Here is a 26,923-nt window from a genome sequence, read left to right as displayed (position 1 = left end):
TCAGAAGCTGTACTTGGCCGTCAACATCATGTTGCGCGGGGTGCCGTAGCTGTCGCCGCCGTAACTGACGGAATTGGCGATGGCGGAATAGTACTTGCGGTCGAAGATGTTGTTGGCGTTGAGTTGCAGATCGAGGTTCTCATTGACCCGGTAGCCGGTCATCAGGTCGGTCACGGCGTACGCACCTTGCTTGAGGCGGTAGTTGCCGCCATCGAGCAGTTCGATGTCGTTGTACATGCGGCTCTGCCAGGAAATGTTGCCGCCCACGCGCAGTTTTTCCAGCGGGCCCTGGAAGTCGTAGCGGGTGGTCAGTTTGAACAGGTGTTCCGGCGTGTCAGTGTCGAACTGCTTGTTCACGTTCTGCGGATTCGCTTCGTCCTTGATGGTATGAGTGCGGGCGTAGGTGTAGCCGCCGCCGATCTGCCAGTTGTCGGTGAGCGCGCCTTGCAGTTCCAGGTCGATACCCTGGCTGCGAATTTCGCCGGAGGCTTCATAGCAGGACGACTGCGGGCAGTTCGGCACGAACACCTGCACTGCGCGGTTTTCCTGATCGACCCGGAATACGGCGAGGCTGGCATTCAGCGCGCCGCCCAGGTATTCGCCCTTGATGCCGACCTCGTAGTTCTTGCCCACGATCGGTTTGACCGGGCTGCCGGAGGTGTCCTTGTTGCTTTGCGGCGTGAAGATGTCGCTGTAGCTGGCGTAGATCGAGTGATGGTCGTCCAGTTCGTAGATCAGGCCGGCATAACGGGTGACGTTGCGGGTGACCTTGTAGTCGCCGTCGCCATCACGGTTGTCGTAGTCGTACCAGTCCAGACGTCCGCCGAGGATCAGCTTCAGCGGGTCAGCCAGGCTCAGGCGGGTGGTCAGGTACACGCCGTCCTGAGTCGTGACTTCACGCGTGTTGTTGGTGTGGACGAAGTCCGGCTTGCCGGCGTTGATCGGCCAGTTGGTGTCGTACGGCGAATAGTTGTGGGTGGTCAGGTCGTAGATGCGTTTGCTGGCGCCGACCACCAATTCATGGCTACGTCCGAAGGCCTCGAACGGGCCGCTGAAGAAGGCGTCCAGACCGGCCTGGTTTTCATCGGCCCTTGACTGGTAAACCGTGCGGGCCAGGGTGTTGTTGACCCAGCGCGACTGGTACGAACCGGAGAACAGCGCGTCCTGTTCGGAGTAGTTGGCATTGACCTGCAGCTTCCAGTCATTGGCCAGTTGCTGCCGGATCTCGGCGAAGACGGTGTTGATCTCCTGATCCTTGTTCTCCCAATAGGTGCCGGGGTTGTAGGAGCGCGGCAGATCGAGGTGATGACCGTCGAGACCGATCATCGACGAGCCCCAGAAGTAGTTGGTTTTGTCTTTCTGGTTGGAGAAACCGAAGGTCAGCGTGGTGTCATCGCTCAGGTCGGCTTCGGTGACGGCGTAGAACAGGTTGTGTCGCTCGCCCACGTCATCGATAAAACTGTTGGCGTCGCGATAGGACGTGACCACCCGGCCGCGCAGGGTGCCGCTGTCATTGAGTGGGCTGGAAGCATCGAGTTCGCCGCGATAGTTGTCCCACGTCCCGGCAGCGCCGGTGAGGGTGACACGCTGCTCGGCCAATGGCCGTTTACGGACCAGGTTGATCGCTGCCGAAGGGTTGCCGGAACCGGTGACCAGACCGGTCGCGCCCCGAACGACCTCGACCCGATCAAACATCGCCAGATTCGGCTGGGAGCCGAGTTTCACGCCGTTGTAGCCGCTCGGAATGCCGTCGTACATCAGGTTGTCGATGTCGAAACCCCGGGCTTTGTAGGACTGCCGGCCGGGGCCGTCGGAGTAGTTGAGGAACAATCCCGGCGTGGCGTTGACCACGTCATTGATGCTGGTCATCGCCTGATCGTCCATGCGCTGGCGGGTGATCACGGTGACGGCCTGCGGCGTTTCGCGCAGGGTCAACGGCAGTTTGGTGGCGGTGGCCATAGTGCCGGTGGTATAGGAGTCGGAGCCTTCGGTGGTGCTGCCCAGTTGGGTGGAAGTGATGGCGGTTGCGCCGAGTTCGAGGGTGGCGGGTGGAGCGGTGTCCTGCGTCTCGCGGGTTTCATCGGCCAGCGCCGGCGTCATGACGGCCATGCAGATGGCCATGGACAGAAGGTTGCGTGACGGGTTGAAACGATGTTGCGAGGTAGGACGCGACATGAAATTTCCCTGATTTTAAATAGCAAATAAAGAGCAGTTGAGAATCATTGCTAATAATTGTGTCAGGGTTTTTTACAGCGACAAAGCGATTCGTGAAAAAAATGTGAAATCGCGTTCGCGAAAAAACAAAACGCCCGAGGCACTGCCTCGGGCGTTTGAGGATGAAACCGGCGTGACCTGTTTCAGATCAGGCGCAGGGTGACATCGATATTGCCGTGAGTGGCCTTGGAGTAGGGGCAAGTCTGGTGCGCGGCTTCCATCAGCGCCTGGGCGACCGAAGGCTCCAGCCCCGGCAGGCTGACATTCAAACGGGCCCGCAGGAAAAACGCATCGCCGGTCTTGCCCAGATCGATTTCGGTTTCTACCGCCACATCAACCGGCAGTTTGAGCTTCAGTGACACGGCCGCTTTGCCCATAGCGCCGATGAAGCAGGCTGACCAACCTGCCGCCAGCAGTTGTTCCGGGTTGGTGCCGCTGCCGTGCGAACCGGGTGGTGACAGTTTGATGTCCAGATTGCCGTCCGAACTGCGCGAAGCGCCATCGCGGCCGCCGGTTGTGCGGGTCTTGCCGGTGTACAGCACAGTGTCGATTTGATTGATCATGAATTGCTCTGCCTGAGTGAGTGAGGGAGTCGGAACGTCAGGTTCCGATGGCCCACACTTTTGCATCGGCATGTACCCGGGATGTGTCGTACCAAGGGAGGTTATGTATCGTTGTGTAGCCCCAGGCCCGGCAGCCTGGGAAATGGATTTGCTGGAGTGGTTGCGGGCAGTGTTTTGAGTTCTCGCAGATCCTGGCCCTGAGCACCAGCAACTACTCGAAACCCCGGATAAAACTGCGCTCGTCGAAGCGGAGGTGTATCGATGGTACAACCTCTTTTTTCCGTGGTCGCGCGGCGTGGCTTCCCAATCGGAGGGCGCCATAAAACCTTTGTACGACGCATTGGCCATGCGCCTCGACCCGGCCTCGCCGTCGGGAATCTCGTGGATTTACGTGCATGAAAGCGAGCACGAGACGTCATTCGCCTAAGGTGCTCGATTACCCGGTCGCGGTGTTCAGCGCCGCGACCGGTTCGCTTGGCGTTACCCAGCCGGGCAGCCCCGTCAATAGAGCCGTCAACTGTCGTCGCGAACCTGCATAAGCGCGAACCCCAGCAGATTCCCTGGCTCGTCAGTTCGTGTCGTCATCACCTTGAAATATCTCTGCGTAAAGTCGCGCGACTGTAGGGGTAAGGTTATGAGCGGAAGGAATCAGAAAGTCGGCGTGTGGGGCGAGGCGTTTTACGTAGATGACTTCGTAAATCCTGCGCACGATTCCGGGCGCTGTTTCTTCCTGATCGAGGCCAGGCATTATCCCAACGGCCTTGTAACCGGCTTGCTCCAGTGCTTGTTGCATATACGGCGTGCGGGTTGTTGCCATGCCATAGATCAGCCCCGCACCGATGAACCTGCCGATTTTTTCTCCCAGGTCCTGGGCCGCAACGGCCAGACTGGCTTGTCTATGCGGTTTGGCTACCGCGCCGACCCTCCCGAAAATAACGTCAGCACCGTCAATTTTTTCCCACGTGGCGATAGCGACAATCTCATCGTTCTGGCGGACGACTATGGCGATTATTCTTGGCTCCGGATCGTCTTCGAGCACCACGTTGTCTGCGTAGAACTGCGGGTCCAGAAATGGGCTTCCCAACCCCACCGAAATGGAGGGAAACCATGCGCGGAAAAAATCTGTCGCGACATTGATCTCCTCACGTTTCAGGTAATCCCAACTGTAGCCGGAGGGTAAATCGGTAAAGCTGCGAATTTGCTCGATCGTTGGCCATTTCATGCGGTTCTGCTCGTCTGATTGCTTCGATAAGTGGCGCCGGGGTCAGGCCCACCTCATCGGTACAGCGAAACCGTTCCGCGAGCAGGTGGATGAGGGCGGCGTCGATATTGTCGATGGTTTTCCTGAATGTTGTGAGTTGACGCGCGATGTCGGAGTTTTCCATGAATGACCTCGTGGCAGGTGTTCGAAAGAGCTTCTCAATGATTCGTCTGCTGAGCGAAAACCGACCAGTCCTTGTCGCCATCCCCCCGGGCTACCGCCGACGTCATTTTCAATCGCACGGCATCCGCCGCTGGCAGTTCCAGCCCCTTGAGACGACCCGCATCGATCGCCAGATTTATATCCTTGAGGCCAAGCGACAGTTTGAAACCCGGTTCAAAATTGCTGCTGACGATGTTCCGCCCGTAGCGTTGATAACTGGGGCAGGCGAACAGGGTCTGGGTCATGAGATTGATGAAAATCGAAGGACTCAGTCCGTGGCGTTGAACGAGTCCGCTGGCTTCGCCCAGCGACTGGATGGCTTGGGTGATCATCATGTTGCCGGCGATTTTCGCGATACAGGCCTGTTCAGGTTGGTCGCCCAGATACCAGGTGTTTTTCCCGAGCAGGTCGAACAGCGGTTGGACGGTCGAGGCCGCTGCCTGCGGTCCGGCCGCCAGGATATTCAGCTCGCCCTTGGCCGCCACGGCAGGCACCCCGAAGACCGGTGCCGCGATCAATGGCATGCCGACGGCGTCATGTTCGCGCTGCAACTCCAACATCAGCGAAGGCGACAAGGTCGACATCACGACATGCACGCAAGCTTTGTCTGCAGTTTCCAGAGCAGCGCTGGAGAGCAGCACTTGTCTGACGGCGGCATCATCGGCCAGAAGAGTGATGACCACCTCTTGCTGGAACGCCGAGGCCGGGGATTCGAGAGCGCTGATGCCTTCAAGATCCTTGATCGCCGCGTAATTGCGGTTCCATGCAGAGACGTGATGGCCAGCGCGGACGAGCAGTGGAATGATCGCTCTGCCCATGCTTCCCACTCCGATAAAACCAATCTTCATTTGCAGTCTCCGGTTGGTATTCGACGACGGTGAATGCAGACAAGTATGTCGGGCACGGGATTGCTACGGCACTGCCATTGCTGCACTCTCACTGTTCATTTTTGTACGGGGGCAGAGCATGGACTGGAGTGATGTGCGGGTCTTTCTCGCGATTGCCCGAAGCGGGTCATTGGGCGCCGCCGCCAAGCTGTTGGGGGTCAGCCATCCGACCGTGGGGCGGCGCTTGCAGGTGTTGGAACAGTCCAGTGGCCAGCCTGTTTTCCTGCGTACCAACCAGGGTCTGGTCCTGACCGAAAGCGGAGAAAAGCTGCTCAGCCTCGCGCAGGAAATGGAGCAAAGTGCGTTGGCCATCGAAAGACGTCTGGCGGGGGACAGCACACAGCCCGAAGGTGTGTTGCGCGTTTCCTGCGCGGACTGGTTCGCCTGTTATGTGCTGGCCCCGGTGCTGACTGAACTGGTCCGGCGCTATCCGTTGATCGTGCCCGAGGTCATCGCCGGGCATCGATTGTTTGACCTGGCTCGCCGCGACGCCGACATCGCGTTTCGAATCGTCCCGTTCACCGAGCCCGATGTCGTGCATCGCAAGCTGATCTCCCTGAACTACGGGTTATACGCAGCCGTTGGATCTGCTGACCCTGAGCCACAGGGCGACGGGCTGGGTCTGATCACGATGAGTGTTGCTCAGTCCCATTATCCCGATGCGCAGTGGCTGCAGCAGCGTTACCCTCTGGCGCGTACCGTGTTTACCAGTAGCAGCCGCACAGTCCAGGCGCAAATGTGCGCGCAGGGGCAGGGCGTCGCGGTATTGCCCCGCGCGTTGGGCGACAGGTTGACGGCGCTGCGACTGATCGATTCGGATGAACCACCCCCAGGCCGCGACATTTGGATGGGCTACCACCAGGACATGCGCCAGATGGACAGTCTGCGCGCGCTTGCCGACCTGGCCTCCGTCATGATCGGCACTCAGGCAGGCGGTTGATTCACGCTGCCGGCTGCATGGCCACCGTTTGGGGCTATGCAGCAGGTTGACGTGCCAGGGTCAGGCTCAGTCCTGCGCCTGCCGCCAGACAGGCCGCGATGCACAGTATGGCGACGGTGAAGGCGTGGGTGACGGCCGCCGCATCCGTGTTCGTGCCCAGAAGCGTGTAAAAGATGCCACCGATGATCGCCACGCTCAGCGACGTGCTGATTTGCAAGGTGGAACTGGTGATGCCCGCAATCATGCCGGAATACGCCGGTGCCACGCGTCCCGTGATCATGCGCATTAATGTCGGAAGGGCCAGTCCTTGTCCGAAGCCGATCAGAAAGAGAATCACGGCAAGGGACAGCGCAGAGGGCGTGACGGCCGTCGGTGTGTGCGCCACGAGCCAGGCCAACAGCACAAAACCCAGCACTTCGAGCGCCATTCCGAAGGGATTCACATAAGACCCCAGCAAACGCCGGAACTGATGGGTGGCGAGCGGACCCAGCAAGAAACCAGCGCCGAATGGCAGAAAGACCAGGCCTGCACTGAGTGGGCTCGTATGCAGGGCTCCCTGTAAATAAATGGAAAACAACAGGAAGAACACGCCGATCGCGTAGAAGGTCAGCGCGACCAGCAATGCGCGACCCAGCCCGGGCGCACGCAGTGCAGCAGGGCTCAGCAACGGCGCGCCTTGCGCTTGATACAACCGGGATTCGTAGCGCCAGAACAGCCAGGCCAGCAGTGGTGCCGCCGCCAGCGACAGCCAGGCCCACAACGGCCAGCCTGCTTCACGTCCCTCGATCAGTGGAACGATCAGCGCCGCAAGCGTCACCATCGACAACAGCGTTCCTCCCAGATCCAGCTTGCTGGGCTGGAGGGCGCGGGTTTCCTTGACCACAGGGATGGCGATCAGGATGACCAGCAACGCAATCGGTAGATTCACCAGAAATATCGCCCGCCAGCCCAGGTTCATCAGATTGAGCGAAATCAGAATCCCGCCTAGCGCCTGGCCGATTACCGACGCCAAGCCAAACACCGCGCCATACAGGCTCAGCGCCAAGGCCTTTTCGGACTCCGGAAATATCGCCTGCACTGAGGCGAGTGCCTGAGGCGCCATGATGGCTGCCGTCACGCCTTGCAGCGAGCGTCCGGCGATCAACACCCAGGGGGACTCGGCGACACCGCAGATCAGTGAGGCAACAGCAAAACCAATCAGGCCAACGAAGAACATTTTCATGCGACCAAAGATGTCCCCAAGGCGCCCACCGGTGATCAGTGTCACGGCATAAAGGGCTGCATACGAAGAGATGATCAACTGTTCAGCGGAGGAGGCTGTGCCCAGCGATTGCTGAATCGAGGGCAGCGCTACGTTGACGATAAAAAAATCCAGCGGCGGCAAGAATGCACCGACCAACAATATGGCGAACATCAGCCAGCGCCGCGGTTCCGCCAGAGCTACTTCTTTGTGAGGCATAAGGTCTCCTTTCTGGAACCCTTCGGTTCCGGAATATTCTCGATTGCGGGTCATGCTTTTAATCAGCTGACCTCAATCTAAACGATCATCCCTTCGCTGACGCCTCACATAAATGAACGGCCAATGTTCATTTATGGCAGTGCCGCTGCGCGCCTGACTCCTCGCAAAATGGCCGCACTTTGGTTCCAGTCGAGCCATACAACCGAGATTGAGGAGTCAGTTATGTCAGGTAAATTCGCTGATCAGGTTGCCGTCGTTACCGGCGCGTCCACCGGGATCGGGTTTGCGATTGCACTCGCACTCGGATGCTCTTTGATAATCTTGCCGCGTGTACCTTCAATGGCGAAAAAAGCGCTATCTGCTCTGATGTTATCGGCACAGGGGGACTGAATGCGTTCGCCATCGCAGTGGCTCTGTCGCCTATAACCATCACCTGGGCACCGACCGAGATTGTTCGAGCGCCACTGCGTTCGCCTGGAATACGGACTTTTCGCCGTCGCAATCCCTCTTCAGCCGATTAGGTGCGCACTGCTCAGAGGTGTTCCTCACATCCGTTGAAGGTGCCCATCAAGGGCACCGTTTTTCAGCTATATCCCCCCTGTGGTCATATTTGAATCAAGTCTTCAGGTCGCATCGTCAAAATGATTTTCCCGACGTTCCGGGAAGATTCCATCCGGCGGTGAGCATCTGCAGCCCTTGAGAGCGCAAACGTGCTGTCGACAACCGGCTCAAGGCTTCCGGCACCCTCGAAGCGATCAAGCCAGTGCTCGCGGAAACGCTTGATCATGTCGTGCTTCTCCGGTTGCGTGCGCGACTTCATGACCGTACCGATGATTTGCAAGTGGCGGTAAAGGATGTCCTCCAGCGCCACCGTGACGTTCCCGCCACCGGCGAGAATCCCGACCTGAACCAAGCGACCGCCCCGTGCAAGGGATGCAATATTGCGGGCGAAGTAGGGCTCTCCGATAAAGTCGATGATCACATCGACGCCGCGATCCTGGGTCTTGTCGGCGATCACTTCAGCGAAATCCTGCGTCTTGTAGTCGATCGCCACGTCAGCCCCCAGATGCTCGACACGCGCCAACTTGCTGCCTTCGGTTGTCGCATACACCGTGGCGCCGGTGGCGTAAGCCAACTGCACAGCGGCAGAACCGACGCCGCCAGCAGCCGCGTGAATCAACACTGAATCGCCAGCCTTGAGCCGAGCCAGATGCATCATTGCTTCATGGGCCGTGACGAAGACCTCGGGAATGGCTGCCGCGTGTACATAATCAAGCTGCGCGGGGATGTGCATGGCCATGCGGTAATCGATGCGGGCCAACTCGGCGTAGGCACCGCCGCCGACCACGCCCATGACTCGATCTCCCACCTCGAACCCTGTAACCGCGCTCCCTTTGCCGATCACTTCGCCGGCGATTTCCAGGCCGATGATCAGGGAGTCACCGAAGTTCGGATGGCCGTACCCACCGGTCCGGTGAGTCAGGTCCGCACGGTTCACTCCGGCGGCATAGACACGCACCAGCAGGTCGTCAGGACGGACTTCAGGATTGGCGACCTCTACTAATTCCAGGACGTCTGGCGCACCAAACTGCTTGATGTTGATGGCTTTCATTCAATTGTTCTCCGTTTCGCTGAACGTGGCGTTGGCGATCGCCGATGCGGTAATGGCGCCAGGCAAGCCCACATAGAAAGCCAGGTGCGTGATCGCTGCTTCCATTTCGTCGCGGGTCACTCCGTTGCCAGCCGCCCGTCGCAAGTGGGCAGGCAACTCTTCCGAGTGACCACCGGCTATCAAGGCCGCCACGGTGATCAGGCTACGGTCGCGCGGGGACAGCGCCGGGTCACTCCAGATCTGCGGATAAAGCGTCGAGTCGACGAATTGCGACAGCTTCGGCGTGAACGCGCGCGCTGCTTCGCGAGGGCTGCTGAAATCGAGCTTGGACATGGGCGAGTTCCTTAAACCTGGCTGATGAATTTGTGGGTGAGATAGTGCTCGATGCCTTCAATGCCGCCTTCGGAGCCGTGACCGCTTTCTTTCATGCCGCCGAACGGGAGCTCGGTTGCGACGATGCGATATTGGTTGATGCCGATCATCCCGGCCTCCAATCCGTCAGCGACATCAATGGCCGTGCGCGCGTTGGAGGTGAACGCGTAGGCCGAGAGTCCGTAGGGCAGGCGGTTGGCTTCCTGCAGCCCATCGGCCAGTTCATCGAACGGCATCAGTACGGCAATGGGGCCGAAGGGTTCTTCGTGCATGACGCGGGCGTTCATCGGCACATCTGCCAGAACCGTGGGTTGGAAGAAGTAGCCTTCGCCTGACAAGGCTTCACCACCGACCAATACCCGTGCACCTTTCTCGACGGCATCGGCGACCAGTTCTTCCATTTTTGCCAATTGCCTTGGGTTGGCCAGGGGGCCGACCTGAGTGTCCGGATGCAGGCCGTCACCGATCCTCAGGGCTTCGGTCGCCGCGACAAAATGATCGACGAAGGCTTGATAGGCGCCACGCTGGATCAGAAACCGAGTGGATGAAATGCACACCTGCCCGGTGCCGCGAAAGCGGTTGGCGACGCCTTCGATAGCGGCTTTTTCAATGTCGGCATCCTCGAACACCAGCACCGGTCCGTGCCCCCCCAGTTCAAGGGTGATGGGCTTGACGCCTTCAGCAGCTCGCGCAGACAGCAAACGACCGATGGGCACCGAACCGGTGAAGGTCACTTTGCGAATGACTGGCGAGGCGATCAGATGGCTGGACACTTGGTCCGGTACGCCAAAGACCACTTGCAACACACCCTTGGGCAATCCTGCATCGTCGAGTGCACGCGCCAGGGCCAACGCTGTGGAGGGACTTTCTTCACCAGGTTTGAGAATGACGCTGCAACCGGCGGCCAGCGCTGCCGAGAGCTTGCGTGCCGGGGTAATGGCCGGAAAATTCCACGGTGTAAATGCGGCCACTGGGCCGATAGCCTGGCGTTTGACCAGTTGCAATACGCCTGGCCGGTTGGCCGGGACCACACGGCCATCGATACGCCGTGCGCTTTCGGCGAACCATTCGAAATACTCTGCCGCGCGGGTCACTTCATCCAGGCTTTCACCCAGCGGTTTACCTTCCTCCAGGGTCATCTGCGCGGCAATCTGCGGTGCACGTTCGAGGATCAGGTCGGCGGCACGCTTGAGGATCCTGGCGCGTTGGTCAGGTACGGTCTGGCGCCACTGCTCGAAGCTCAGGCGAGTCACTTCCAAGGCGTGATCAAGATCGCCTGCGGTGGCAAGTGGGACGCGCCCGATTTCCCGGCCGGTAGCCGGGTTAACGACGGCGGCAGTATCGCGCCCGTCGGCACTGATCCATTCACCCCCGATGAAAAGATAAAGCGGATCGTAGGAAATCTTCATGATTGTGCCCTTCAGTTGGTTGTCGGAGATTCGTATCAAACCCGGCGCCTGTTCAGGCGGCCTGTGCAACCAAGTTTATGGAAGGAGCGCCCATCGATTTAGACGGGCCAGAGGGAATGATTGTTGTCGCCAGAGGTAATATCGAGCCTCAGGCCGAACGTGTAGCATCCGGAAAAAGTGCGCCTTATCACGGGTGAGCGTCAGATCTACAGGAAGGTCGCGATGGATAAGCTTTCGAACATGTCGGTGTACATAAAGGTTGTCGAGATGGGCAGTTTCACGGCCGTGGCCAATCATCTGGATTCAACGGTCGGTAACGTATCGCGTGCGGTCTCTGCGCTGGAAAACGTGCTCGATACGCGCCTGTTGCAGCGCTCGACCCGACGCCTCTCGGTCACCGATGCAGGGCGACGGTTCTACGAGCGCTGCACGAAAATTCTGGCTGACCTGGAGAGTGCCGAAGCCGAAGCCAGCAATGCCGCGCTGGAGCCTCGGGGAACACTGAGGGTACATTGCGTCCCTGGACTGGCTCGGCATCTGGTCACCGGGGCTGTACTGGAATACCGCCAGCAATTTCCTGAAGTGACAGTGGATTTATTGCTCTCGCAACGCATGCCTAACCTGTTGGAAGACCAACTGGATGTCTCGATTCTGATCGCCCGCGCGCTCCCCGATTCGGCGTATGTCAGCCAGAAGATCGGTGTCAGCCATTGTGTGCTGGTGGCGTCGCCAGATTACCTGGCACGGCATGCGGCCCCGCAGACGCCTGAAGATCTGCGCGATCACCAGTGTCTGTTGTTAAGTACCGTGGACTATGTGCGGGATGAGTGGCAGCTAAAGAGCAAAGCGGGGGACGCGACATTCGTCCCGACAGGGCCAAGTTTCAGCGTCAACGATATGGATGCGATGGCGCATGCCATTCGAGAGGGGGCGGGGATTGGCTTGCTGGCCGGGTTCACGGCCATCGACGATTTGCGTTCCGGCAAGCTCATGCGGGTTTTGCCTGACTACCATACCTATGAGCGCAACGTGTACGCCGTCTATACCTCCCGGCAGTTTGTCGATGCGAAAATCACCCGGTTTATTGAAGCGCTGAAAGATCGTGTTGGCAGTCAGCTGGCAGCCACGGCCAAAGAACTTATCGATTGAAATGCCGCAGGGCAGAAAGTGATTTGCGCCTCGATGAACAACGCTTCGAGGCGCAATGATCGGCGAACAGGTTGCTTTCCTTGGCTGCGTGGCGGCACGACTGCGCATACATCTGGCACCGGGTCTTCAGAGATGACCTTACGGCCCTGTCCTCTACAGACCGCACTCTACAAGGGGCCTGCTTTGAGTTATGGAACGGACGTCGCTCACATCGCTGATCTCTGACGCGCATTTGGGCGAATGTCGCAAAACTGGAATTCCCCGATCCGGTCGGCGAGCGGCTCGTCACCTTTCTCAAGCGCTTCCAGTTTTGCTTTTTCCCGCGCCGCGTCCCGATGCTTCGAAGTCGGGCATGTCGAGCATGTCGGAGTGCTGGTACATCCCGTTTTCATCGCGCACAACCGGGGCCGGCTGAATCAGTTTTATCGTTTCCATGGGCGAGCTCGTCCTTGACGCTATAACGGCTGACTTTGAAGGAGAGGGGGATTTCTCTTTCGTATCTAACCTATAGGGTAAGTGCCATACTGATTTCATAGGAATAGCGGCTCGTAATTCCGAGCCAGCCCTAATCGGTTAGCGTGTCCTAATGAAGGCTTATGATGATTTTCGCTTCAAATCCCATCAACATCTGATCGATCTGGAAGCCACAACAAATCATCTGATGATGCTGGTCGTGTCAGATGAGATGACCGGCAAAATTTGGGAGGATGCGCTGAGCAGGCAAAAGTGTTCCTACGCAGCCTGGATCGCGTTTGCAGACAGCCTGACGTGTCCAGACGTGCCAGCCATCGACGAAGAACTTATCGATGAGTCTTCCAGCAATAATTTCTTAAAACCCACTCAGTAAGAGTTTTCGCGCTGATGAGTTCATCTTGTTCATAGGATGCGGAATGTAATGTGATGCATACTCGATCACCGAAATTGGAGATCAGAAATGCGCACACGTGGAAGCGTTTATTGGGGTTGGGCCAATCCCGAGATCCATTTTCGAAACAAGGATGAAATACTCCCGGACGGGAAGCTGGTAAACGTGCAAGTTCGCACGTCCAAAACTGGCGACGTTCAGCTGTTTCTGGGGGTATACGGGCAAGCCGGCACCATGCTCCTGGAGGAGGGTTTCGATTCCCGACCGGGCGAAACGATGACCGGTGCAATGGAGTGGGGGTTCGAGCGAGCTAAAGAGTTCATCGCAATGATGAGCCAAACCGCACCAGCACTTGGATCTGAAAGCCTTCCTCGCAGACGATCGCGTCAAGCCATTTGAACCTCTTACGTCACTGCTGCGGATGCGCCTGATTCAGGCGGCATCCCGCTGCGGTTGCTCTTGACGGAGCGCCTGCTGAACCGCGAGGACGATTCGCCCAAGGTAGGCGTAGTCGTGGATTCGACGTCAACGTTGCCGGCAGCCTGACGCCTGAATGGCGGGTAATAGGTGGCTATGCGTATTTCGATGCCGAGGTGACCAGGGACAACGTGCTGCGCTCAGGCTCGCGGCTGATGAACATCCCGAATAACAGCTTCAACCTTCTGCATATCGAAGTGAAAAACCTGTTCGACCGGGATTATGAAGAGGACGCATTTGGCAACATCTATGCCTGTCCGGGGGCGCCGCGAACCGTGCAATGCTGGTAGACGCCTTACCTGCCGCGTTATCGCAGCAGGTGAGGCAATTTGCGCCGGCTGTAGCGGTCGCATACCCAGCACTGATTTGTGGGCGGATCTGATAAACCGCTGAGCAAGTTGCGGAAACTGTCGAAAAGATGTGGAAATGATCCTTAGACAAAAGCCAGAAACGACAAAGCCCTGAATAATCAGGGCTTTGTCGTATCAAATATGGCGGAGGCGATGGGATTCGAACTCATGGACCTGTTACAGTCGACGGTTTTCAAGTCCAAAGATTAGTCCTTATATTTCAATAGCTTAAGCTGTATTCGTTTCCGCGAGGCTGCATTCATCAATGCTCTGTAGGCCTCTGAAATCAAGGGGTGGTGAGTTACTTGCGGAAACGAATTTGGCCGGTTATTTGGCGTTCATGGTTGGCTCATGATCGCCCAAAATTCCATAGCTGTAACCGAGAGACTGCGCTTGATGAAAAGTGACTTTCATCTGAAGTGAGATTTTGCAGCCAACCTAGTCAGCCGTGACAGGCAGAAAACGGCCAAAAGCGGTCGGTAGGCGCTCTAGTGGTTAAACGATAGCGTATCGCTATGGATGTTCGGCAACGGAGTTTGTCATCTATATTAGTAGGTGGCCTTTCGAGATCATAAATTTGTTGCTTACCGAAGAAAATAGTGTATTTTCGGGTTGCGTAGGCGTATCGCCTATTTGCCGCAATCGAAACATAACATCCGCTGGTTAGCTCAGTAATGAGCGTTCAATGTGTAGGCATTGAACTGATGAGGAGAGGGCCCCGGCAGTCTCCGACCCCCGCGTCCCGCTGGAGTGCTTCACGGTGGGCCTACCATGAGAAAGATGGTGGTTTTCAGCGGATGGTTTCGATGAACGCAACATCTTTCTCTTTACCCTATGTTATGGGTTGGTACGGCTCACATTTATATCCAATGGATTGGCTATCGTGCTTGCGAACCCACTAAAAATCTCGAAAAACTCAATTAGTAGTCGCGAAAATTTATGCAAGCTTCTGCGTGTTACTGATGAGTTCCTTGCTTCTGTATTGGCATTGAGCCATGAGGAGCGATACACCAAAAAAGAACATGTAAAAAAAGCGGGAGGAATAAGTCGCCCCATTTACAACCCTCATCGATTCTTAAGAAAAATCCAAAAGCGAATAAATGTTGCAATTTTTTCCAACCATTACGTGATTAGATGGCCGCACTATATTTATGGCTCAGTGCCAAACCAAAAAAACAATGACGCCTATGATAGCAAGGACTATGTTTCTTGTGCTGGAAGGCACTGCGGTGCAAAAAGCCTGCTAAAAGTTGACGTTTCGAGTTTCTTTGACAACATCCATCAGGATATAGTTTTCTCTATATTCAGCAGATTTCTTAAATATGACGATGAAGTCTCCAGTGTTCTTGCCGACTTGTGCTGCCATAACTCTCATCTTGTTCAGGGGGGGCTTGACTTCAAGTTACATTGCTTCTTTGTGCTTATATGATGTTGAGGGAGATGTTGTTGAGCGACTTAACAGAAAAGGCTTCACCTACACTAGATTGGTAGATGATATAACTGTTTCATCAAAGTCGCTAAATACCGACTTCACGTATGCGCTTAAAATTATTAGTGATATGTTGACCGCCAAAGACCTCCCTATCAATGAAGGTAAGACCCGAGTATTTAGAACCTCCACTGAACCACTGACCGTCCACGGGCTGAGAGTAAGTTTTAATACTCCGCGACTTCCTGCTGATGAGGTAGGTAGAATTAGAGCAGCGGTTCGCAACTTAGAGTCTCTCGCAGCCGAGCCTAGCTATAGAACTACGCACGGATACAGGCATGATTATAATCGCTGTATGGGGCGGGTGAATAAACTTCATAGGGTTCGCCATAATCAACATAAAACGCTTCTAAATAGACTTAATTCCATTAAGCCTTTGCCATCAAGACGTGATGTTAATAGAGCTAAAGATATGGTTGCACGCTTAGAAAAAGATTTTGACACCAAAAAGCATACCCACTGGTACAAGTCTAGATTTCATCGAGTTATGGAGCGGCTGATAGTTTTAGATCGTGTCTACGACATAACTTCTAAGCAGTTAAGGAATAAGTTAAGAAGGCTCAAGCCTGCGAGTGAGGACGTAATTGATAAGTCTTTATAAATTGATAGCGTGGCCCTCTAAAGGTATGCGAGATTTTTTTTCAAGTCAGCATTATTATTTTAAGTGCTTGATTATGTTGCTTGCCTCAATCGGAGGTGTCGGTTTTGGTCTTTCCTTTGTTATATTTGTGACGATTTTTCTTGCAGATCAGCTTTACCTATTACCGTTTTGCTTTACCAATAAGTGTTTTATAAGCCTGTATGAACATTATAGCACGGCTTTCAATATTGCTAAGTCAACGTTAGATCTCATTGTCCTTGTTGCTACTGTTGGTGCGATTTTTGTGGCGCTGTTGAGTTACTTGTCTACACTCAAGTCGTCGTATTTTACAAACCATATATCTCACCTTTCTCTGTTTCAGAGCTTCTTCGTGGAGGAAGTAAGGAAGAGGGACTTACTTTCTATGTCATCATTTGATCCTCATAAAATCTACGGCCTTATCTATTCCAACTCAAGAAAGGGAGATATGTCATTGTCTAATTCGTATTTTGAGTTCGTTGGTCGGATCAATGAGGTTATCTCTGGTTCGAACTTTAGATCTTATAAGGCTAGTAAAGGGCCTTTTATCTACAAAGACCACCAAGCGGAAATGATCAAAGCTTTGGAGGGGATTGGATTCAATCTTCAATTTATGCCGAAGAAAGATTTTTACGAAATTGAAACTCAAGTGCTTTCATTGCTTGACTCAATTTCAAAATCTTTTTGCGGGGGGGATGATCGAACAAAGCTTGAAAGGCGCATTTACAGATAGGTGCATTTGATTTGGCAGGCCCAGGGGGGAGGTACGGCTGATTCTGAGAGGCTCGGAGTCTGTTCACCAAGCTCCAATTACCGAAGCATCTTTAAGCCTCACATGGCTCACCTGACCCTTTTCGTTACGTATGGTGAGGACTGAGGGAATGGTTTTTGGTGGCTTTCTGTACCAGTCGCTGCACCCCTGAACTACGTCAGTCAGAAATTGGTTTTCCGCGACTTTCCTCAACAGGCTGTCGGTCAGCTCCATATTCGGATCGAAGAAGAAGTCACCATCCCTTACGAGGTCTGCCGGGGAAGGCTTCATCGTCTCGATCTTTCGTTGAAAAGATTTCGCCGGGGGCAAAAATGCATGATTCGAGGATGCGGCCGTTTCGGGGAAAATCGGAGTCATGAAGTCAATGAGGTAACCGTCACAAGCGACCATCGCATGAAAAGCATCGACGGAGCTATGGACTTCGTTATTTTCAATTTTTGCGAAGCACATGACGCTTGAGTCTCTCATATCGCTCATCAGGCACATGGCACCTGCCAAGGCATGAGCCTCTTTCTTGTAGTGTATGCGCAGTATCGCTGCGCCTGCCAGGCTGAAGTACCAGCAAGCGTGAGCAGTGTCTGCGTTAGCAGAGTCCAGGACGCTTCGGATTACGCGATGAATCCTCAGGTAGTCCAATAGCGGGAGTAAATCGGTCGATTTTTTGCTCATATGCGCCCTTATCGATAAGTATGTGGCTTGCCCTCGGCCAACTTAAACGTAGATCATGCCATGGCCTAAACACAAATTGAGCGTATCGAAGTTGTTGGCAGATGAGTAGCCACTCATGACCGACCACTATTAGCCGCTCTCTGCCCGATACCTCGGGCGGAAATCGGCCAAAAGCGGGCTACCGCGCATCAGCTGGAAAGAGGCCATAGAGGATGAGTGCGCCTACGAAGGCTGGGGCTATTCAACTTTCAGTATTCCGCTAGCGCACATATGGCATAAGGGGACGGATTTGTTTTCGAAAATGGATCTGTCCCCATTTATTGGGGCTATGATGACTTGCCGCTTTTGGCCGATAGCAGTCGATACAACTGACCTCGCCAAGGTGAAGTGACTGCCTAGAGCGAAAGCATTCATTCATCGCATATTCACCCGGCGTTCACCCCCTAGGCCGTTAGACAGGGTCTAATCCAAGCATACGGCGCATTCGAAGGATTGCCATGTCCGCCTCTCCATTCGGCATCGTTTCGGCAGTGAAGGGCGCGTGTACGGATGAACCTGGGTATTCCTGGCTCAAAGTCACTTCCACTCCAGCTGTCAGTAATGCATCAAGAATCACCTCTACAATCCCGTCTACCCCGGATAATCCCTTCCATGATGTTCGATTTTCCCACGCCGTTCGCAATTCCTGCTGTAGAGAGATGAAGTGTTCTTCCATTTCGTTCTTGCTAGTTGAAGGGCAGCGCTTCACAAGATTCAGTTCTTCCTCCAGACCATCTAAATGCCCAATCAGATACGCTGACATTTTTAGGGGCATGGCGATGGCACGACACGTTTCTATCAAGAGCTGCGAGCAGTTTCCATGAGTGCGGAACATTTTGATGCTTTCACGAGCCCTTGCCACCGCCCCCGATAATGATGTTTCGAAGCCTTGGGCGTAGCTCAATGTTGCTGTCTCGCCTTGGCTAAATCGCGCACTTAACCTGCAGGCAGCGTATTCTTCCCAAATCGTATGGGCGGCATCGCGCATGGTTGCAACAGCCCAATCACCCTGGTGTTCTGCCAACATTACGCCGGGGGAGTGGGACTCAAACCAAGTTGTAACCTCAACGTGGGCAAGTTCATGGGCGAGAATGTTGGCTGCAGCCCAGAACTCGTCAGTTTTGATGTCATGATTAACGAGGTCCATAAGTACATTAGCGTTTAAAACCACATGTACCTTTACAGTGTGATTTCGACGTACTCGTAGCATTTTCCCAACACCGATCAGTCCGTCCGCATTTGTATAACCCTTAGCGATCGCCGACTCGTACCCGAGATCTACCGAGGCAAGAGCGTCGTCATAATCGAAGCCAACTGTTACCCCATCCAGTTGAGATAAATCCATAACCCGACCGCAGTTAACAATCAGTTGCAAAATCACATCCTGAAAAGCTTCCCTCCACGGAGCTTCCTCCGGCATTCCCCTAATTGAGAGCTGGCACGTCGGTAAAATGGAGCAGGGTGCGAGCGGTTCACTAGTTTCAATTTTTACGTCTTCTGACATGACTTTTCTTCCCTGGGAAAGAGATCATGGAAGCATGATTCGAGCCGTCGCGGATAGCGTCGTCCCGCCGTAATACTCATTTTTGGTATCAGCGGGTAAGCGTCTACTTTTGGCCGACAGGGGGCGCTTTCCGATGTCCGCCTTTGGCCGTTTGTTGCCCTTCGCGACAGGCAGTAATCGGCCAAGAGCGGACAGCTGATCTTGCTGAGAGGCATAGAGTGTGACGCCGCGGTGGGGCGGGTGGCGGTTTGTAGGTAGTCCCTCCCTGGTTGATCACGGTGGCGTTTCCAAGCCGCCAGCGCAGCACCAACTTGACATTTTAACGCTCGCTAACAACGCGATCGCAGGAGCTGCTGATTTGGCTGCTGTGCAATATGCGCCGCTACGCCTGTGGCTGCTTGCTGAGGATGTTGAAGATGTCGCCGGGATCGCTGTGGCCGTAGAGCGTACTTGGGTTGCATGCCCCTTCCGGGACTCCTCTTCGCCGCGACACGTGACGCGTGGGTATTCTCCCATCAGCTGGTGGCCGGGCACGATTTTTTACGGTACTTTGTGCTGGCATGAGGCCATATTCACAGCAGGACGCACCTCCACGGCAGGGGCTAACACTCCCTGGCCGGTACCGTTCCTGCACATTCATTTTGTGACAGGAACGACCATGTCAGGCGGCGAAACCGATAACATTGCGAGACTCGCGGAGCTCGTTTCCAACGACATCTTCAGCTTTTTCAGGTGGAAGAAAGAGGGGCCACCCAACCTCAACTTTGCCTGTGTGAAGAAGGAAACTCACGCGCCAATGAAGAAGTCCGAGCACACGCACCCGGCTGACGTGGTGTTCAAGTACGCAGATCCTTACCTGAACAAAGCCATCTACCTTCATACCGACTTGAAGAGCTATGCGGTTGGCTCTATTACTCTGGACTCAATCAAGAAGGCCTTGAAGTCCCTGGGCAAGACCATCGACTGTGCTCGTGCTTCGCAGGAATGGCAGACTCGCTACCATTTGGCTAAGCGTGAGAAGTATGAAATTCGTGGGATGCTGTTCGTCTATAACCACGATGACGATTACGACAAGAATTTCTACGATCACTTCAAGGATTACAAAGGTGAGAATCTGCACATCAAAGATTCTCAGCAGGTTCATATCGTCGAACCTTCATTGATCAATTACCTGAAGACGCTGCAGCTCGATGTAAATACCCTCAGAGCGGAAGGGAAATTCCCGAGGGACAATTACACCTTCTACTACCCCGACCTCGTCTTGCACAAGGCCAGTGGCGAATACTGGGAGCGTGCGGCCACCGCAGAGCTTATCGCCTCGCCGTATATGATCATTCACCACAAAGAGGTGAAGTCGTACTGCGAGAAGGCCCAGGATGTGACTGAGACGTATAGCGAAGGCTATCTGATCTTTTATCGCCGCGATGGCAGCACTGAGATCGAGTTCAGATACCTCTTTGACGCGCTATCCAGGTTCCAGATCCTTAACGCCAACAAGGACTTGAAGATCCGAATCAGGGTTGCCAATCGCCACCATCACAGCAGCATCATCAGCAACTTCAATGCTGCCATTAACAGCTATGTGACAGAGTGGGGTGAAGACGAAAACCGCAAGCGGAAACTGCAGGCGATCGAACTGGAAATCGTCAATCACGCGATTCCGAACTATAAGCCGGAAGTAATCGGATGGGAGCGAGACTGACATGAGAATGGGTAGTTTGTACTTTGCATCCGACAAAGCGATCTACGATGCGCTCACGCAGCGAAGCCTGACGAGCGCTGAGCTCAGGAAGGTTTTCCTCTCCAGAGGGATCGTGATCTCCAATGAATCGGACAAAAAATTCCTAGCCAATCGATTCAGTGCCCTGTTCCATGACTACTATGACTATCGGAACCTGTCCCTTCTGGTGGGTGGACGTGACAGTCGTGAGAAAACCACCAATGTGGTTGTCACGACAGCAGTCACTAAAGACCAACTGACCGACGCTCTCACCTCCGTCAAGGAATGGCTAGTGGATGACCAGCACGAGCAGGCTGAGGTTGCCGTTCATGGTGATCAGCTCAAGCTCACCGTCAAATACCAAAAGCTCGATCTGAGTCAGGCAGAGTTCCGCCAGGTGGTTGAGAAGACGGCAGAGGTGATCCTTGAGAAGCAGGGCAGCGGCTGGAAGATCACTGGCCCCATGAACGACAAGTTCAAGGACATCACCGATCAGTTATATTCCCAGATCGAGATCGTCACTGATCAGGACGTGGCGACCCGAACTATCTCCTTGGAGGCGATCCCTGATGCGAGCATCAGGACGAATTTCCTTCGCAGCTTGATCCGCAATTTCAAGGACATGGAGGTGGTCGATGTCGTCGACGTCTCCACGTTCAACCCGAAAGACCAAGAAGATGATGACCTGGATCTCAGTGACGATGCGCTGGTGATCGAGGATTCGATTGAGGTTGAGTCAGAAGATGAGGCTGAGGAGGGGGGGGAAGGTGACCCTGAAGCTGAACTGGCCAAGCCGCAGCCAGAAGCCAGGAGTCACAAGATCATCCGCATCGACAAGGCGTCCCTGAAGGGTAAGGGTGTCTTGGAGTCGAAGCAGTTGCTTGAGCTTGAAGGCCACGGGTTCTATCTGTGGAAGATTCGATGGAAAGCTCGTGAGAAGCTCGTTGGGTCTGAGCTAGTCCTGTTTGAGGCTCAGTTTGGTAACCAGGCCAAGTACTGCGATTTTTCCTACATCGTCAAAGGTGTCTACAACTACAACAACGGGAAATACGCCAAAAACCTGGTACGTGCCGAGCCAGTGTTCGAGCAGAAGCTCAAGATCCGCTTGGAGGAGGCGGCGCAGAAGACCCTGAATGACATCGATAGGAGTCTGACGACATGAAGTCAAAGCGGCTGAAACTTTGGGTTCTGACCGCTCGCATTGACTTTCAGACCCTTGTGCATGGGCTTCGACAACAGCCGTTCAACGACCAGAATCGCGTTGGTGTCGAGGCTATCGAGATCCTGGATGGCAAGGCCACCTTTCGGTACCACGAGCAGCGGGATTTCACCCAGTCGTTCACGAACCCTCTGGGCGAAACCGTCGAATCGAGTTACTCGACGTTCATCAGCTTCGACATGGTGTTCGAAATGCTTGGGCCGGATCGGTATTCGATCTGCATGGGTTCGCCACCGAAGGATTTAAAACCGTTCGTGGAGATTATACGAACGGCAACCGGGACGAACTTCGCGCTGGAGATCGTGAAGCCGGACATCTCTTCGATCTATCAGCAGCTCAAGGCTGACAAGCGCTTCACGAGAGTCATGGCCAAGCGGATCGTTTCTGGAGCGGTGACGTTCGACATCGAAAGCAGCTACCGGGTCGATATTGCATCGACGGGGAACGCAATGACGAAGTTGTTGGAGATCACGGGTGGCCGCGCGGCTCCGATCGACAAGATCAAAATCGTCTACACGTACGACTCAAGACCTGTTCAGATTGAGCTCTTGCGCTCAGGTACGATTGCAGTGTCGTGGGATGATGAGGAGCACCTGCACCTGCTGACAGGTCTCTTGATCCGGTAGATAGGTAGAGGCTACGAGAAGTCGAGCGGGATGTGTCAGGCCTGTCTCGGCTGGCTCGGCGCCTGGGGGCGTGCACAAAACCCGGCTCCGCCCATCCACGCTTGACTGCTAGTAACCAGAAAGGGGGCGGCTCTATATTCTCTAGTCTCCCCTTTTGGCCGAAAGCTGCCCGTCTCGAATGCCTGCCTCCAGCCGAGAGCCTTACTTCGAGGAAGAGCAGCGGTTAAGAAGACTCGTGTACGAACTCAATCGATTGTCGGGTTCATCGGGTAGGTTTCACGATCTCACCGACGCGTCGGTAAACCGTTTCTGTTATGCGCTTATCTGTATGACCAAGCAGTCTGCTGGCATGCCCAAGATCGTCAATCTCACTGGCTGCCTTCGGACGGATATCCCTGAACTGGAACTGTCGGATGCTTGAAGCGAGTTGCGCATCTTCGTTCTCTAGAGCTTTCGCGATTGCAACATTGCGCGCATCGTCGAATCGTAGACGAAGCATTGGCGCAGTCACTCGACGACCGTCTTCCGTGACGATCAAGTACGGGTTTCGGACTGCGCGCGCCTTCCGCTGTGCGAGCAGCTTTTCTATCAGCTCACCCAAGCCGTTGATGATCTCGCCGGCATCAAGCCGGATGCGGAGTTTTTTCGAGGTCTTACCCTGGGCAACCTGCAGAAAGTTGTCGGTGACATCGGTAGCGCGCATGGACAGAACATCAGCAGGGCGTTGGCCAGTAAGATAGGCCAGGTCCATGGCGTCTTTGAGTTCTGGCACGGCAACGCCGTAGACGGCATTCCAAATCGTGGCATCAGCGTAAAAGTCACGTGGCGTCTCTTTGTTCTTACGCACCCCTGAGGCTGGGTTTTCCTTGTCGGTGATACCCCATTCCCTGGCGATGTTATAGATATGCGAGAGCAGTGAAATTTCACGGTTTGCCCGAACCTTTCCAGTTCGTTTGTCGCGATACTGCGCTATCACCTGTGGTGTCACTGCATTGATCGGAGCTTCACTGAATGCTTTTCTGAGTTGTGTCAGTGAAAGCAAGTTGTCCTTTTGGGTTCTAGGCTTTTTCCCTGGAATGATCTCGGCCTCGTATCGGTCGAAAACTTTACCCAGCAAGGTGTTCTTTTGTGGAATAGGTTTGCAGTCGAGTTTTGCCCATTCCGCCTTGGCGACATCTAAGTCGCTACCCAAAGGAATTTCCTTCCTCTTTCCCTGAGCGTCCCTTCCGTCGTAGTAGTACCCGACCCACTCGGAGCCATTTTTCATTGACCTGACTCGCCTGATCATTCGAGGGGGAAGATCGCGATTTACTGCCTTTCTTGGTCGCATTTTCACCCCACACGAGAAAGATCTAGCGACCAGGCTTCAGACGCAATGTTGTCAGATGAAGGCTTTACACCTGACAGCTTCATTCGGGCATATACGCGGCCTACAACGGGTCTTCTTGCGCCAGTAAGTACGTACTTCCAGCCATTTCGATTGAGCCAGTCCAGTTGCAACGAAGGTCGTTGATATCCGGTGATTGCGACCAGCTCGTCCTCGGCAAGTGTTTCGCTATGAATTTCCATGGCTATTCCTTTCTGAATTCACGTCGGCTTGTATGGACTCGTCCTGCTGTCGTTGCATGTCTTCATCAGCCTTGTATGCGCAGATGTCGATCAACGAGGCCATGTGCCGGATGTGGACGTATTTGAGTGCCTTGCGACTGGCGTCGATCGTGGTGATCGGAAGCTGGATCCTGCCGTTGTAGATCTCAGTCACGAACAACTGTGAATTCAGGTTACGAAAATAGGCCTCCCGCACTTTTTCCAGAGGGATCAGCACATTTCCGAAAGTGCGATAGAGCATTTCGACGGTGGTCGATTCCGGCGCCGTATGAAGGCGAAGCGGATTCTGCGTGGCGTTACTCATGGCCTTGTCGAGCCTCCTTGAGTTGTTTTCGTGCCGGGTGGTTCCAGGCATTCAGGCAGTGGCGTTTCGTCAGCTCGCGCAGATGTTCTGGCACTTCGAGGAGCGCGGCGTTGCGCTCCTCGCGTGTGCGCATGGCAACGATCTGGCGGGCGTATTCCCTAGGCCACGTCACGGCGGTCTGCCGGGATGGCGGGGAGATCGATGTCCAGCTGTTCAGCCAGCCAGCGGATGCCGGCTTGCTTGACCCGGGTCGACTGGCTGTACTGCATGCCGTATTTCTCGTCGTACCAGGGGCTGTCCTTGATCCGTAAGTACTCTTTGTCGCGCTCGAGGTCTGCCGGCAGGTTTCCCTTGAGCAGACCCTTTTCGCGCATGCGGGCGATGAGCTTGGGACGGGTCAGACCGAGATGAGCGGCTGTTTGGGCGAGGGTACGTTCCATGGCGCCCTCCTTAAGCCGCGTGTGCGGCAGGAGTGGCCGCTGCAGCAATTTGGCTGATGGATTCGCTGACCTTGCCGTAGATCTCAGCGTCGGTACCGCACGCGGTAAAACACCGGGTACGCGGGCTCTTTTTACCAATGCTGAGGATGGCGGTGATGCAGGAGAGGGTGTGCGGGCGATGAACAACGACGTGCAGCGGCAAATCGAAGCCCATGTCGAGGCTCAGCACGCCGCCGGTGCGAATCAGCTCGAATACTCGCTGCTTGTCCTGGACTTCAAAGCGGCCGTACTGGCGTTCAGTATGCGTGCGATGCAACAGGTCACTGGCGCTGCTCGGATCAATCGGACCGTTCGCAATATCTTCGATGAAGTCAGCCAGCTTGAGGTGCATCTTCTTGTCGTTCGGTAGGGTCAGCGTGTGGCGTTCACTGCCCAGTTCGATGACAAAAGTGCTTTCCACGGGGCCGCGTTCGGCCTTGAGACGGAATGCCAGGCATTCACGCTTCGGCGCTGTGCGCAGGACGTGGTTGAAAGTCTCGGTCAGATTGACCTGTGCGTTGAGCAACTGCAGGGTGCGGTTATCGATCTTGTATTTGATCATGCCGCGTGCCCTCCGCCGTTCGGATCGACAGGAGAGGGCTGGCGGGACTTGGAGACTAGCTTGGGTTTGTTGTTATGAATGACGACCAGGCAGCCCGTGGCGAGCTGCAGCTGTTCGATCAATTTGCGGTTACTGACACATGCCGGATGAACATGCAGAGATGCGGTGGTGCGCATAGGTATTGCCTCGCTCTGTGGTAAAGAGTGAGGCAAATATCAACCAGTGGTTAAATTAAGTCAACAACCATCAGGTGAAAAATACGGAGTGAGTAATCACTCGGGGGTAAATGACCCAACGATTTTTCCGCAAATTTGCATATCGTCCGTCATTTCTATGATGGGGTATTGCGGGTTGATCGGTTTCAAGTAGTGCTTTCCAGCGTCCTTCACGAGCACCTTGAAGGTGGCTTCGTTGCTGCTCGGCAACGAAGCGATCACTCGATCACCGTTGTTCACAACGAGATCAGGGTCGACAAAAATGATGCAGCCCTCAGGGTAACTGCGACCTGGACCGGTGTTCGTCATTGAGTCTCCAACAACGCGAAGCGCATACCCCGATCTGCTGATATTTACGGGACAGGGCACCCACTGTTCGGCATGTAGTAGTTCAACAGTGGGGGCAATCTCGCACCAAGCTCCCGCTTGAACCCATGAAATCAGCGGTACTTTGTTCATGCTTGATGTCAAGGCAATGACGTTCTCGTCCTGCGCTGTTTGCGAATTACCTGCTTCGTGAGGGAAAACAGGCATGACCCCGTGCTCAAGCCATTCTCTGCGCACGCCCAGCCAAGCGGATAGCGCCGTCAAACTGTCGATTTCAGGAATGGCCGCTCCGTTAAGCCATTTACTAACGGCTTGGGCGGTCTTAATCACTCCTTTGGAGCTGAGCTGTTTGATGATGTCTGCCCCTCGGCCACGCTGGCGAACGCCATTGGCGTCCAGCGCAGTATTAAGCCGTTCGGCAAACATAAGTCTTTCGGATTCTTTATCAATCATAGGTTGATGGTCACATAATGATTGCTAATCTGTCAGTTGAACATTATTATCAACCGTCAGTTGAAAGGAGGCATTCATGCTTGACCCACAGAGTTTCCCTAATGCCATTGCTTTCGCCTTCGAGGCCGTAGGCGGTATTGGAGCGGCAGCACGTGTGTGTGGACGCAGTTACCAAGCACTCAACAAGTGGAGGCTAGCAGCTTCGTTACCACGCACCGATTACACAGGTGAGACTGAGTACGCGAAATTGCTTGCTGCAGCTGCTGGAGAAAAAGGCAACCCATTCGACGCCGATTGGCTGCTTGGAAAATCTGCACCGCAGAAGACTGCATAGAAAAAAGGCGACCCAAAGGCCGCCCAGTTTCTCCCGACAGCATCACCACATGCTTACGGGTCGCGATGTCAGAAGGCGAGCACACCACATGCCGCCGACCTTCATCGCGTTTCCAAGGCTCGGAAGCCTTGGTGTTGCTGCCGTTCTTACCACAGAGCTGGCAGCTGTTGCGCCAGGGGTGAACAACGGATTGTTCGCCCCGGCACGGTGCCGGTTGTCCCCTGCAAGGGTTACCGGCGTTTGGGCCTCTCCAGACCACGCGGC

Annotated in this window: 30 protein-coding genes and 1 pseudogene; 12 read left to right on the top strand and 19 right to left on the bottom strand. The window is 54.9% G+C overall.

Annotated features, from left to right (window positions below; genetic code table 11):
- From CAF79_RS24950 to CAF79_RS24930, 5 genes are all read right to left on the bottom strand, one after another.
- Positions 1-2,175, bottom strand: a complete 2,175-nt coding sequence (locus CAF79_RS24950) for a TonB-dependent siderophore receptor (RefSeq protein ID WP_085700775.1) — start codon at positions 2,173-2,175, stop codon at positions 1-3.
- 182 nt (positions 2,176-2,357) lie between these two features.
- Positions 2,358-2,777, bottom strand: coding sequence for an organic hydroperoxide resistance protein (locus CAF79_RS24945; RefSeq protein WP_085700774.1), 420 nt, complete (start codon positions 2,775-2,777; stop codon positions 2,358-2,360).
- Between the two features lie 568 nt (positions 2,778-3,345).
- Entirely contained in the window at positions 3,346-3,999 is a 654-nt protein-coding gene (locus CAF79_RS24940; RefSeq protein WP_139832629.1) for a hypothetical protein, read from the bottom strand.
- Complete coding sequence (locus tag CAF79_RS24935) at positions 3,920-4,162, bottom strand: chorismate mutase (protein ID WP_085700772.1); 243 nt, start codon at positions 4,160-4,162, stop codon at positions 3,920-3,922. Before CAF79_RS24935 ends, CAF79_RS24940 begins: the two co-directional genes overlap by 80 nt.
- Before the next feature lie 34 nt (positions 4,163-4,196).
- A complete protein-coding gene (locus CAF79_RS24930; RefSeq protein WP_085700771.1) occupies positions 4,197-5,048 on the bottom strand; it encodes an NAD(P)-dependent oxidoreductase in 852 nt (283 codons plus the stop codon).
- Between the two features lie 118 nt (positions 5,049-5,166).
- On the opposite strand from CAF79_RS24930, the gene CAF79_RS24925 reads away from it, so the two are divergent.
- On the top strand, positions 5,167-6,027 hold the full coding sequence (locus CAF79_RS24925) for a LysR family transcriptional regulator (RefSeq protein WP_085700770.1): 861 nt from the start codon (positions 5,167-5,169) through the stop codon (positions 6,025-6,027).
- Positions 6,028-6,061: 34 nt separating this feature from the next.
- On the opposite strand, the gene CAF79_RS24920 is transcribed toward CAF79_RS24925, so the two are convergent.
- From CAF79_RS24920 to CAF79_RS24900, 4 genes are all read right to left on the bottom strand, one after another.
- Positions 6,062-7,486, bottom strand: coding sequence for an MFS transporter (locus CAF79_RS24920; RefSeq protein ID WP_085700769.1), 1,425 nt, complete (start codon positions 7,484-7,486; stop codon positions 6,062-6,064).
- 604 nt (positions 7,487-8,090) lie between these two features.
- The gene (locus CAF79_RS24910) at positions 8,091-9,098 is read right to left on the bottom strand and encodes an NAD(P)H-quinone oxidoreductase (protein WP_085700767.1); all 1,008 of its coding nucleotides are present in this window, start codon (positions 9,096-9,098) and stop codon (positions 8,091-8,093) included.
- Positions 9,099-9,431, bottom strand: a complete 333-nt coding sequence (locus CAF79_RS24905) for a carboxymuconolactone decarboxylase family protein (RefSeq protein ID WP_085700766.1) — start codon at positions 9,429-9,431, stop codon at positions 9,099-9,101.
- An 11-nt stretch (positions 9,432-9,442) separates the two neighbouring features.
- Complete coding sequence (locus tag CAF79_RS24900) at positions 9,443-10,879, bottom strand: NAD-dependent succinate-semialdehyde dehydrogenase (RefSeq protein ID WP_085700765.1); 1,437 nt, start codon at positions 10,877-10,879, stop codon at positions 9,443-9,445.
- 222 nt (positions 10,880-11,101) lie between these two features.
- On the opposite strand from CAF79_RS24900, the gene CAF79_RS24895 reads away from it, so the two are divergent.
- A complete protein-coding gene (locus tag CAF79_RS24895) occupies positions 11,102-12,028 on the top strand; it encodes a LysR family transcriptional regulator (RefSeq protein WP_085700764.1) in 927 nt (308 codons plus the stop codon).
- Positions 12,029-12,322: 294 nt separating this feature from the next.
- Here CAF79_RS24895 and CAF79_RS29245 read toward each other — a convergent pair whose 3' ends face one another.
- Positions 12,323-12,463: a hypothetical protein gene (locus CAF79_RS29245; protein WP_170929783.1), complete on the bottom strand. Its 141-nt coding sequence runs from the start codon at positions 12,461-12,463 to the stop codon at positions 12,323-12,325.
- Between the two features lie 151 nt (positions 12,464-12,614).
- Between CAF79_RS29245 and CAF79_RS24890 the strand changes: the two genes are divergently transcribed.
- From CAF79_RS24890 to CAF79_RS24870, 6 genes and pseudogenes are all read left to right on the top strand, one after another.
- The gene (locus tag CAF79_RS24890) at positions 12,615-12,875 is read left to right on the top strand and encodes a hypothetical protein (protein WP_085700763.1); all 261 of its coding nucleotides are present in this window, start codon (positions 12,615-12,617) and stop codon (positions 12,873-12,875) included.
- 87 nt (positions 12,876-12,962) lie between these two features.
- A complete protein-coding gene (locus tag CAF79_RS24885) occupies positions 12,963-13,292 on the top strand; it encodes a hypothetical protein (RefSeq protein WP_085700762.1) in 330 nt (109 codons plus the stop codon).
- Between the two features lie 107 nt (positions 13,293-13,399).
- Positions 13,400-13,660, top strand: a pseudogene (locus CAF79_RS24880) (TonB-dependent receptor domain-containing protein); the annotation flags it as partial.
- A 943-nt stretch (positions 13,661-14,603) separates the two neighbouring features.
- The gene (locus CAF79_RS29350; protein WP_218191886.1) at positions 14,604-15,149 is read left to right on the top strand and encodes a reverse transcriptase domain-containing protein; all 546 of its coding nucleotides are present in this window, start codon (positions 14,604-14,606) and stop codon (positions 15,147-15,149) included.
- Complete coding sequence (locus CAF79_RS29780) at positions 15,043-15,810, top strand: reverse transcriptase domain-containing protein (RefSeq protein WP_371917940.1); 768 nt, start codon at positions 15,043-15,045, stop codon at positions 15,808-15,810. The genes CAF79_RS29350 and CAF79_RS29780 overlap by 107 nt, the downstream gene beginning before the upstream one ends.
- A 73-nt stretch (positions 15,811-15,883) precedes the next feature.
- Positions 15,884-16,561, top strand: a complete 678-nt coding sequence (locus CAF79_RS24870; protein ID WP_139832628.1) for a retron Ec48 family effector membrane protein — start codon at positions 15,884-15,886, stop codon at positions 16,559-16,561.
- Positions 16,562-16,624: 63 nt separating this feature from the next.
- On the opposite strand, the gene CAF79_RS24865 is transcribed toward CAF79_RS24870, so the two are convergent.
- Both CAF79_RS24865 and CAF79_RS29240 read right to left on the bottom strand, forming a co-directional pair.
- A complete protein-coding gene (locus CAF79_RS24865; RefSeq protein WP_085700760.1) occupies positions 16,625-17,269 on the bottom strand; it encodes a DUF2026 family protein in 645 nt (214 codons plus the stop codon).
- Positions 17,270-17,720: 451 nt separating this feature from the next.
- Positions 17,721-18,812, bottom strand: a complete 1,092-nt coding sequence (locus CAF79_RS29240; protein ID WP_170929789.1) for a hypothetical protein — start codon at positions 18,810-18,812, stop codon at positions 17,721-17,723.
- Positions 18,813-19,170: 358 nt separating this feature from the next.
- Between CAF79_RS29240 and CAF79_RS24855 the strand changes: the two genes are divergently transcribed.
- The 3 genes from CAF79_RS24855 to CAF79_RS24845 are packed head-to-tail and all read left to right on the top strand — an operon-like array spanning position 19,171 to position 22,377.
- Positions 19,171-20,514 (top strand): hypothetical protein, encoded by a 1,344-nt coding sequence (locus tag CAF79_RS24855; RefSeq protein WP_170929788.1) that lies wholly within the window; start codon positions 19,171-19,173, stop codon positions 20,512-20,514.
- Between the two features lies 1 nt (position 20,515).
- Positions 20,516-21,694, top strand: coding sequence for a hypothetical protein (locus tag CAF79_RS24850; RefSeq protein ID WP_256579491.1), 1,179 nt, complete (start codon positions 20,516-20,518; stop codon positions 21,692-21,694).
- Positions 21,691-22,377, top strand: coding sequence for a hypothetical protein (locus tag CAF79_RS24845; protein WP_085700758.1), 687 nt, complete (start codon positions 21,691-21,693; stop codon positions 22,375-22,377). The genes CAF79_RS24850 and CAF79_RS24845 overlap by 4 nt, the downstream gene beginning before the upstream one ends.
- Before the next feature lie 262 nt (positions 22,378-22,639).
- Here the strand turns inward: CAF79_RS24845 and CAF79_RS24840 are convergent, their stop codons facing one another.
- From CAF79_RS24840 to CAF79_RS24810, 7 genes are all read right to left on the bottom strand, one after another.
- Positions 22,640-23,707 (bottom strand): tyrosine-type recombinase/integrase, encoded by a 1,068-nt coding sequence (locus CAF79_RS24840; RefSeq protein ID WP_085700757.1) that lies wholly within the window; start codon positions 23,705-23,707, stop codon positions 22,640-22,642.
- Between the two features lie 2 nt (positions 23,708-23,709).
- Positions 23,710-23,946, bottom strand: coding sequence for a DUF4224 domain-containing protein (locus CAF79_RS24835; protein ID WP_085700756.1), 237 nt, complete (start codon positions 23,944-23,946; stop codon positions 23,710-23,712).
- Positions 23,933-24,289 (bottom strand): pyocin activator PrtN family protein, encoded by a 357-nt coding sequence (locus tag CAF79_RS24830; RefSeq protein WP_085700755.1) that lies wholly within the window; start codon positions 24,287-24,289, stop codon positions 23,933-23,935. The genes CAF79_RS24835 and CAF79_RS24830 overlap by 14 nt, the downstream gene beginning before the upstream one ends.
- Positions 24,282-24,422, bottom strand: coding sequence for a hypothetical protein (locus tag CAF79_RS29235; RefSeq protein ID WP_170929787.1), 141 nt, complete (start codon positions 24,420-24,422; stop codon positions 24,282-24,284). Before CAF79_RS29235 ends, CAF79_RS24830 begins: the two co-directional genes overlap by 8 nt.
- 25 nt (positions 24,423-24,447) lie before the next feature.
- Entirely contained in the window at positions 24,448-24,729 is a 282-nt protein-coding gene (locus tag CAF79_RS24825) for a phage antirepressor KilAC domain-containing protein (RefSeq protein WP_085700754.1), read from the bottom strand.
- A 10-nt stretch (positions 24,730-24,739) separates the two neighbouring features.
- The gene (locus CAF79_RS24820; RefSeq protein ID WP_085700753.1) at positions 24,740-25,330 is read right to left on the bottom strand and encodes a hypothetical protein; all 591 of its coding nucleotides are present in this window, start codon (positions 25,328-25,330) and stop codon (positions 24,740-24,742) included.
- 272 nt (positions 25,331-25,602) lie between these two features.
- Positions 25,603-26,325: a LexA family transcriptional regulator gene (locus tag CAF79_RS24810; RefSeq protein ID WP_085700751.1), complete on the bottom strand. Its 723-nt coding sequence runs from the start codon at positions 26,323-26,325 to the stop codon at positions 25,603-25,605.
- A gap of 76 nt (positions 26,326-26,401) precedes the next feature.
- Between CAF79_RS24810 and CAF79_RS24805 the strand changes: the two genes are divergently transcribed.
- On the top strand, positions 26,402-26,659 hold the full coding sequence (locus CAF79_RS24805; protein ID WP_085700750.1) for a hypothetical protein: 258 nt from the start codon (positions 26,402-26,404) through the stop codon (positions 26,657-26,659).
- Positions 26,660-26,923: the final 264 nt, after the last annotated feature.

It is taken from the genome of Pseudomonas sp. B26(2017) (assembly GCF_002113045.1).
Lineage (GTDB): Bacteria > Pseudomonadota > Gammaproteobacteria > Pseudomonadales > Pseudomonadaceae > Aquipseudomonas.
The sequence above is the reverse complement of the archived record's forward strand: the minus strand, read 5'-3'. Positions and strand labels throughout refer to the sequence as shown.